Origin of the sequence: Pseudomonas morbosilactucae, from assembly GCF_023241665.1 — a bacterium.
Classification (GTDB): Bacteria; Pseudomonadota; Gammaproteobacteria; order Pseudomonadales; family Pseudomonadaceae; genus Aquipseudomonas; species Aquipseudomonas morbosilactucae.
On the sequence record NZ_JALQCX010000087.1, the window covers coordinates 1 to 8,606 of the forward strand.

Sequence of the window (8,606 nt, forward strand, 5' to 3'; positions counted from 1 at the left end):
GCCGCTTGCCGCTTGCCGCTTGAGACTATTATCCCGTTTTCTAAATCAATCAACCCTAAAAAACAACTTAACAAATCAATCCGGCAGCGCAACACTGCGACTCATTCGGCTTCTCCGCCGACCGCGAACAACAAGAGAGGATGGTGCATATGGCAGGTTTCGATAAACGCGTAGCGTCGTACGCCGAGGCTCTGGAAGGTCTGGAAGACGGCATGACGGTACTGGCCGGCGGCTTCGGCCTGTGTGGCATTCCCGAGAACCTGATCGCCGAGATCAAGCGCCGCGGCACTCGCGAGCTGACAGTGGTCTCCAACAACTGCGGCGTGGATGGCTTCGGCCTCGGCGTGCTTCTGGAAGACCGGCAGATCCGCAAGGTGATCGCCTCCTACGTGGGTGAAAACGCCCTGTTCGAGAAGCAACTGCTCAGCGGCGAAATCGAAGTGGTGCTGACCCCCCAAGGCACCCTGGCGGAAAAAATGCGCGCAGGCGGTGCCGGCATCCCGGCTTTTTTCACCGCCACCGGCGTCGGCACCCCCGTTGCCGACGGCAAGGAAACCCGTGAATTCAATGGCCGCCCGTACCTGATGGAAGAGTCCATCACTGGTGACTTCGCCATCGTCAAAGGCTGGAAGGCCGACCATTTCGGCAACGTGGTGTACCGCCACACCGCCCAGAACTTCAACCCCCTGGCGGCCACTGCAGGCAAGATCACCGTGGTCGAAGTGGAAGAAATCGTCGAGCCGGGCGAGCTGGACCCGACGCAGATCCACACCCCGGGCATTTACGTCGACCGGGTCATCTGCGGCACCTTCGAGAAGCGCATCGAACAGCGCACCGTGCGCAAGTGATTGCCCGCTCCCAGCCCGACTAAAAAGGACAACAAACATGGCTCTTACCCGCGAACAAATGGCTCAACGCGTCGCCCGCGAAATGCAGGACGGCTACTACGTCAACCTCGGCATCGGCATTCCGACCCTGGTGGCCAACTACATCCCCGATGGCATGGAAGTCATGCTGCAATCGGAAAACGGCTTGCTGGGCATGGGCGCCTTCCCCACCGAGAGCGAAGTCGACGCCGACATGATCAACGCCGGCAAGCAAACCGTGACCGCCCGCACCGGTGCCTCGATCTTCTCTTCCGCCGAATCCTTCGCCATGATCCGTGGCGGCCACATCGACCTCACCGTGCTGGGGGCCTTCGAGGTGGACGTGGAAGGCAACATCGCCTCCTGGATGATCCCCGGCAAGCTGGTCAAAGGCATGGGCGGCGCCATGGACCTGGTGGCAGGTGCCGAGAACATCATCGTCACCATGACCCACGCCTCGAAAGACGGCGAATCCAAGCTCCTGCCCCGTTGCAGCCTGCCGCTGACCGGTGCCAACTGCATCAAGCGCGTGTTGACCGACCTGGCCTACCTGGAGATCGAGAACGGCGCCTTTATCCTCAAGGAGCGCGCCCCTGGGGTGAGCGTCGAGGAAATCGTCAGCAAGACCGCCGGCAAGCTGATCGTGCCGGACCATGTGCCTGAAATGCAGTTCGCCTGAGGAGGAATGATTCCATGCAAGACGTCGTCATCGTTGCCGCCACCCGTACCGCCGTCGGTAGCTTCCAGGGCTCCCTGGCCAACATCAGCGCCGTAGACCTGGGTGCTGCCGTCATCCGCCAACTGCTGGCGCAAACCGGCCTGGACGGTGCCCAGGTCGATGAAGTGATCATGGGCCAGGTGCTCACCGCCGGCGCTGGCCAGAACCCGGCACGCCAGGCCGCGATCAAGGCCGGCCTGCCCCACGCCGTGCCGGCCATGACCCTGAACAAAGTCTGCGGCTCCGGCCTCAAGGCCCTGCACCTGGCGGCCCAGGCCATCCGCTGCGGCGACGCCGAGGTGATCATCGCCGGCGGCCAGGAAAACATGAGCCTGTCCAACTACGTCATGCCCGGCGCCCGCACCGGCTTGCGCATGGGCCATAGCCAACTGGTCGACACGATGATCAGCGACGGCCTGTGGGACGCGTTCAACGACTACCACATGGGCATCACCGCCGAAAACCTGGTGGACAAATTCGGCATCAGCCGTGAAGCCCAGGACGCCTTTGCCGCCGCCTCGCAACAGAAAGCCGTGGCCGCCATCGAGGGCGGGCGTTTTGTCGATGAAATCACCCCGATCCTGATTCCCCAGCGCAAGGGCGACCCGGTGGCCTTCGCTCAGGACGAGCAGCCACGGGCCGGCACCACGGCCGAATCCCTGGGCAAACTCAAGCCGGCCTTTAAAAAGGACGGCAGCGTCACCGCCGGCAACGCCTCGTCGCTGAACGACGGCGCGGCGGCAGTGATCCTGATGAGCGCGGCCAAGGCCCAGGCCCTGGGCCTGCCGGTGCTGGCGAAAATCGCCGCCTATGCCAACGCCGGTGTCGACCCGGCGATCATGGGCATCGGCCCGGTCTCGGCCACCCGCCGCTGCCTGGACAAGGCCGGCTGGACCCTGGAGCAACTGGACCTGATCGAAGCCAACGAAGCCTTTGCCGCCCAGGCGCTGTCGGTGGGCCAGGAGCTGGGTTGGGACGCGAGCAAGGTCAACGTCAACGGTGGCGCCATCGCCATCGGCCACCCCATCGGTGCCTCGGGTTGCCGGGTGCTGGTGACCCTGCTGCACGAGATGCTCAAGCGCGACGCCAAGAAAGGCTTGGCGACCTTGTGCATCGGCGGCGGCCAGGGCGTGGCGCTGGCCATCGAACGGGCCTGACCCCACAGGTTCAACGCCCGGCTGGCGGACCCACGATATCCTCCGGCCGGGTGGCAACACCCCCGGCGCACCCTCGGTGCGTCGGGGTCCTGCCTACCCCCACACATGCACCGCCAACCCCGCCAAACCGCAGCCGAGCAACACCTGAATCACCCCGCGCTTGAACACCAGCAACGCCAACGCCGCCGCCAGCGCAATCAACGCCGAAGGCATGTCCAATGGGCCGTTGAAGCCGTTCGGCCAGAGCACGTGATAAGCGAAAAAGCACCCCAGGTTGACAATCACCCCCACCACCGCTGCGGTAATCCCGGTCAAGGGCGCGGTGAACTTGAGCACGTTGTGGGTCGACTCCACGAGCGGGCCGCCGGCGAGAATGAACACGAATGACGGCAGAAACGTGAACCAGCTCACCAGCCCCGCCGCCACCGCACCCGCCAGGAAAGCCTGCTGCGGCCCGAACACCTGCAACACATAGGCACCGATAAAGCCGACAAAGGCCACCACCATGATCAGCGGTCCGGGGGTGGTTTCCCCCAAGGCCAGGCCGTCGATCATCTGGGTCGGCGTCAGCCAGCCGTAATGGCCCACTGCGCCCTGATAGACATAGGGCAGCACCGCGTAGGCACCGCCGAAGGTCAGCAAGGCCGCCTTGGTAAAGAACCAACCCATCTGGGTCAGGGTGCCGTGCCAGCCGAATAGCAGGGTCAGGATGGCCATGGGCAGCGCCCACAACAACGCCCCCACTACCACCAGCCGGGCCAGTTTCCAGGGGCTGAAACGGGCGTGCTCCGGGGTGGGCGTGTGGTCATCGATCAGCGCCGGGGCGCCGGCCTTTTTCGCCGGGCCGTGGCCGCTGCCGGCAAAGGCCCGGGGGGCCAGGCGCCCTCCAAGATAACCGAGCGATGCCGCCCCCAATACGATCAGCGGGAACGGCACGTTGAAGGCGAAGATGGCGGTGAACGAGGCCCCGGCAATCGCCCACAGCCACTGGTTTTTCAAGACCCGCGAGCCGATGCGCACCGCGGCCTGGAGCACGATCGCGGTCACCGCCGGCTTGATCCCGTAAAACACCCCGGCCACCACCGGCACGTCGCCCAAGGCGATGTACAGCCACGACAGGGCAATCAGGATAAACAGCGACGGCAGCACAAACAGCAAGCCGGCGATGATGCCGCCACGGGTCCGGTGCAGCAGCCAACCGATGTAGGTCGCCAGTTGCTGGGCTTCGGGCCCGGGCAGCAACATGCAGTAGTTCAGGGCATGCAGAAATCGTGCTTCGGAGATCCAGCGACGGCGCTCCACCAGCTCCTGGTGCATGATCGAAATCTGCCCGGCCGGCCCACCGAAGCTGATAAAGCCCAACTTGAGCCAGAACCAGAAGGCTTGCGCCAGGCTGACAGGCGCCGGCGGCGCGGCTGAAGGGGCAATCGGCGGGGCGGCGTCAGGCATGGTGCGTTCCTGGACAGTTTGGGGCAGTCGCAAGCCGCCACGTTACGGCTAAAGCGTGAAAGCACCAAGACAGCAAACGCCTCTACGACCCTGTCAGGCGCAACGCCTCCTCACGCAATGACACGCAGAAGGCTTCGACAAAGCTCGACGAGGGTCGGTAGTCCGGGCGGATCAGCATCACCCGGTAGGGAATCGACAGTTGCAATGGGCGGATCACCAGCCCTCGGCCCTGCTCTTCCAGCGCCGTCAGCGGGTTGATGATCGCCACCCCCAGGCGCTGCCGGACCATGGCACACACCGAAGCGGCGCTGGTGGTTTCCACCACCACTCGACGGTCGACGCCGGCCTGGCGAAAGTGTTCGTCGAGGGTCTGGCGGTACAGGTCCAGGCCGGAAAGGTTGATAAAGTCCACGCCCTGGAAATCCTCCAGGGCCAGTTGCGCCTTGGCCAGCAGCGGATGCCCGTCCGGCAGCACGCAGACCATGTCGGCACAGAACAGCAGCTCGCCCTGGGTTCCGCGCGGCACATGCTCGTTTTCGGTCAGGCCCAAGTCATGGCGCTGGGCGCTGAGAGACTCTTCGAGCAGGGGCGACTCCTGGGCGGTGATGCTCAGGCCGATGCCGGCGTGCTGGTGTTGAAAATGCTTGAACACCCGGGGCAGCAGGGTCTGGGAGAACAACGGCAGGCAGGTGATGCTCAACTGGCCGTGTTCGAAACGCCGCATCGACTGGGCCAGGCTGTTGATCCGCTCCAGGCCCAGATACGCCCGCTCCACCTCTTCGAACAGCAGCATGGCCTGGGCCGTGGGCAGCAGACGGCCGCCTTCGCGGTCGAACAGCTTGAGCCCGGAGAGGCTCTCCAGCCGGGCCAGTTCACGGCTCAGGGTCGGTTGCGAGGTGAACAGCAGGCGCGCCGCGCCGGTGACGCTGCCGGCCTGCATGATGGCGCGAAACACCTCGATATGCCGCAGGGAAATCTGCACGGTTGGACTCCAGGAAAAACCAGACCCATATCAGAACTGAATCGACTGACAAAAAATAGATATTTTATTGAATAGCTCGCCTTGGGCATGCTGGCCCTCTCCTTTAGGCCGCCAACAGCAGATCGCCATGCCCTTCTCCCCCGCACAACTGACCGCCGCCGTTCGCCAGCACGGCACCCCGCTGTGGTGCTATGACGCCGCCACCATCCAGGCGCGCATCGCCCAGTTGCACGTCTTCGACGTGGTGCGCTATGCGCAGAAAGCCTCGTCCAACCTGCACCTGCTGCGCCTGATCCGCGAAGCCGGGGTGCAGGTCGATGCGGTGTCCCTGGGGGAAATCGAGCGCGCCCTGCTGGCCGGCTTCAGCCCAGCGGGCGATCCGGCTGGGGTGGTGTTCACCTGCGATCTGTTCGACGCCCCGACCCTGGCGCGGGTGGTGGAGTTGCAGATCGAGGTCAACGCCGGTTCCATCGACATGCTGCGCCAACTGGGCGAGCGCTCCCCGGGCCATCGGGTGTGGCTGCGCATCAACCCCGGCTTCGGCCACGGCCACAGCCGCAAAACCAACACCGGCGGCGAAAACAGCAAGCACGGTATCTGGCACGAGCAGATGGATGACGCCCTGGCCGTGATCCGCCAGCACGGCCTGCACCTGGTGGGCCTGCACATGCACATCGGTTCCGGCGTGGATTACGCCCACCTGGAGCAGGTCGGCGCAGCCATGGTCGCGGCGGTGAAAGCCCTGGACCACGACATCGAGGCCTTCTCCATCGGCGGCGGCTTGTCCACGCCTTATCGCGAAGGCGACGAACCAGTGGACGTACAGCGCTACGCCGCTGCCTGGAGCCAGGCCCGCCAGGAGATCGAAGCCTTCCTCGGGCACAAGGTGCGCATGGAAATCGAACCGGGGCGGTTCCTGGTGGCCGAGGCCGGTTGCCTGGTGAGTGAAGTGCGGGTGGTGAAAGACGCCGGCCAGCATCACTTCGTGCTGGTGGACACCGGCTTCAACGACCTGATGCGCCCGGCCATGTACGGCGCCTACCACGGCATGAGCCTGCTGGGTGCCGACGGCCAGCCGGTGCAGCGTCCCGAGCGCCTGAGCGTGGTCGGCGGCCCGCTGTGCGAGTCCGGCGATATCTTCACCCAGGACGACCAGGCCCTGACCCCGCACCTGCTGCCGCAAGCCCAGGTCGGTGATCTGCTGGTGATCCACGACACCGGTGCCTATGGCGCCAGCATGTCGTCCAACTACAACAGCCGGCCGCTGCTGCCGGAGGTGTTGTTCGAAAACGGTGAAGCCCGCTTGATCCGCCGTCGCCAGCCCCTGAGTGACCTGCTGGAGCTGGAACTGGGGCTTTGACCCAGGCATGAAAAAGCCCCGCTGCGGACTGCGCAGCGGGGCTTTTTTTTGGCCTCAGGGATCGACCTGGGCCATAAGTTCCGGCACCGACTCCGGGCGCTTGGCGTAACGCTGGGCCAACACCGCGCAGACCATCAGCTGGATCTGGTGGAACAGCATCAGTGGCAGGATCAACACGCCGATGGTGCTGCCGGCGAACAACACTTGGGCCATGGGCACGCCGGTGGCCAGGCTCTTCTTCGAACCGCAGAAGAGGATGGTGATGCGGTCTTCCTGGCTGAAGCCAAAGGCCTTGCCCAGCAGGCTCGACGCCAACAGCACCAGGGCCAGCAGCACGCAACAGGCCAGCACCAGGCCCAGCAGTTCCAAGGGCGGAATCTGCTGCCAGATGCCTTCGTTCACCGCTTCGCTGAAGGCGCCGTAGACCACCAGCAGGATCGAACCCTGGTCGACGAATTTCAGCCAGCTTTTATTGCGCCCGACCCAGGCACCGATCCAGCGCCGGGCAATCTGCCCGGCCACGAACGGCAGCAGCAGTTGCACGCTGATCTTGAGGATCGCATCCACGGTCGAACCACCGTCACCGTGAACATTGAGCAGCAACGTCACCAGCAGCGGCGTAAGGAAGATGCCGAACAGGCTGGAGGCCGCGGCACTGCAGATCGCCGCCGGGATGTTGCCCCGGGCCAGGGAAGTGAAGGCGATCGCCGACTGCACTGTGGCCGGCAAAGCGCACAGGTAGAGCATGCCCAGGTACAGCTCGTTGCCTACCAACGGCGACAGCAGCGGCTTGAGGGCCAGGCCCAGCACCGGGAACAGCACAAAGGTCAGGCCGAACACCAACAGGTGCAGGCGCCAGTGGCCGGCTCCGGAAATGATCGCCTCCCGCGAGAGCTTGGCGCCGTGGAGGAAAAACAGCAGGGCAATGGCGATGTTGGTCAGCCAGCCAAAGCCCACGGCCACCTGGCCGCTGGCGGGCAGGAAGCTGGCGAGCAGGACCACCGCAACCAGGGTCATGGTGAAGGTGTCGGGTAACAGACGGGAAAGCTTCATGGGCAGGATCATCCAGGGGGTTGCCAAAAACCGTGGAGCGACTCTAACGTGCTCGCTGTTTGCCGACTAACGCCAATGAGCCAGTAAATGCCGACTAAAGGACATGAAAAAGCCGTTCGGCGCAGTATTCCAGGGCTTCCCAGCCTGCCGCGACCGATTTACGGTCGCACCGAATCCCTGCCCAACCGCGCCTTGACCCGGCGCCACAGCCACCCGTGGGTGCAACTGTCCTATGCGATTGCCGGGGTGCTGGAGGTGCAGACCAGCGCCGGGCGCTTTGTCGCCCCACCGCAACGGGCGGTGTGGATTCCGGCGGGCATGCCGCACCAGGTGTTCAGTTCGCCGCGCACGGAAATGCGCAGCCTGTACCTGGATTGCAGCGTCACCGCCTGGGCCGCCGAGCGCTGCCAGGTGCTGGCCGTGAGCAGCCTGCTGCGGGAGCTGATCCGCAGTTTCAGCGAGCTGCCGGTGGAATACGCCGAAGACGCGGCCGAAGGACGCCTGGCCCAAGTGCTGCTGGACCAGTTGGCCGCTGCGCCGCAACTGGACCTGATGCTGCCGCTGCCCCACGACGCGCGCCTGCGGCAGATCTGCCGCAGCCTGCAACAGCACCCGGAACAGGCCACCACCTTGAGCCAGTGGGGCCAGAAACTGGGGGTGACGGAGAAAACCCTGAGCCGGCTGTTCCTCGCCGAGACCGGCCTGACCTTCCGCGCCTGGCGCCAGCGCCTGCGCCTGCTCGGGGCACTGACGCCGCTGGAACAGGGCGAACGCGTCACCGACGTGGCCCTGGCCTGCGGCTACGACTCCACCTCCGCCTTTATCGCCGCCTTCCGCCAACAATTCGCCACCACCCCCGGCGAATACTTCCGCTAGCCCCTGCCCAGCAAGAGCGGGACGCGGAGCAGCCTAGGAGGCGTTCCCACGGGGGACCGTGGGAACGCGCGGTGAGGCGCCTGGCCTCTGTGGGAGCCGGCTTGCCGGCGATGGCGAGCTCACAGGCGCTATCGCTGGCAAGCCA

General features: G+C 65.0%; 8 protein-coding genes. 5 read left to right on the forward strand and 3 right to left on the reverse strand.

The annotated features are described in order from the left end of the window. Positions 1–149 precede the first annotated feature (149 nt). From M1B35_RS31205 to M1B35_RS31215, 3 genes are read left to right on the forward strand one after another with little or no spacing between them, the layout of a single operon-like run. Entirely contained in the window at positions 150–848 is a 699-nt protein-coding gene (locus tag M1B35_RS31205) for a CoA transferase subunit A (RefSeq protein WP_123331450.1), read from the forward strand. A 37-nt stretch (positions 849–885) separates the two neighbouring features. Continuing rightward, positions 886–1,545 carry a CoA transferase subunit B gene (locus M1B35_RS31210; RefSeq protein WP_123331448.1) on the forward strand — a complete coding sequence of 220 codons (660 nt, stop codon included), beginning with the start codon at positions 886–888 and terminating at the stop codon, positions 1,543–1,545. Between the two features lie 14 nt (positions 1,546–1,559). After that, positions 1,560–2,741, forward strand: a complete 1,182-nt coding sequence (locus M1B35_RS31215) for an acetyl-CoA C-acetyltransferase (protein WP_123331446.1) — start codon at positions 1,560–1,562, stop codon at positions 2,739–2,741. 93 nt (positions 2,742–2,834) lie between these two features. On the opposite strand, the gene chrA is transcribed toward M1B35_RS31215, so the two are convergent. Together chrA and M1B35_RS31225 are read right to left on the reverse strand one after the other, a co-directional pair. Beyond that, a complete protein-coding gene (gene chrA / locus M1B35_RS31220; protein ID WP_268263992.1) occupies positions 2,835–4,190 on the reverse strand; it encodes a chromate efflux transporter in 1,356 nt (451 codons plus the stop codon). Positions 4,191–4,272: 82 nt separating this feature from the next. Continuing rightward, entirely contained in the window at positions 4,273–5,172 is a 900-nt protein-coding gene (locus M1B35_RS31225; protein ID WP_268263993.1) for a LysR family transcriptional regulator, read from the reverse strand. Positions 5,173–5,299: 127 nt separating this feature from the next. Between M1B35_RS31225 and lysA the strand changes: the two genes are divergently transcribed. Beyond that, on the forward strand, positions 5,300–6,532 hold the full coding sequence (lysA, locus tag M1B35_RS31230; RefSeq protein WP_268263994.1) for a diaminopimelate decarboxylase: 1,233 nt from the start codon (positions 5,300–5,302) through the stop codon (positions 6,530–6,532). A gap of 54 nt (positions 6,533–6,586) precedes the next feature. Here the strand turns inward: lysA and M1B35_RS31235 are convergent, their stop codons facing one another. After that, complete coding sequence (locus M1B35_RS31235; RefSeq protein WP_123331440.1) at positions 6,587–7,585, reverse strand: bile acid:sodium symporter family protein; 999 nt, start codon at positions 7,583–7,585, stop codon at positions 6,587–6,589. 87 nt (positions 7,586–7,672) lie between these two features. Here M1B35_RS31235 and M1B35_RS31240 point away from each other — a divergent pair, with 87 nt between their 5' ends. Next, on the forward strand, positions 7,673–8,461 hold the full coding sequence (locus M1B35_RS31240; RefSeq protein WP_123331437.1) for an AraC family transcriptional regulator: 789 nt from the start codon (positions 7,673–7,675) through the stop codon (positions 8,459–8,461). Positions 8,462–8,606: the final 145 nt, after the last annotated feature.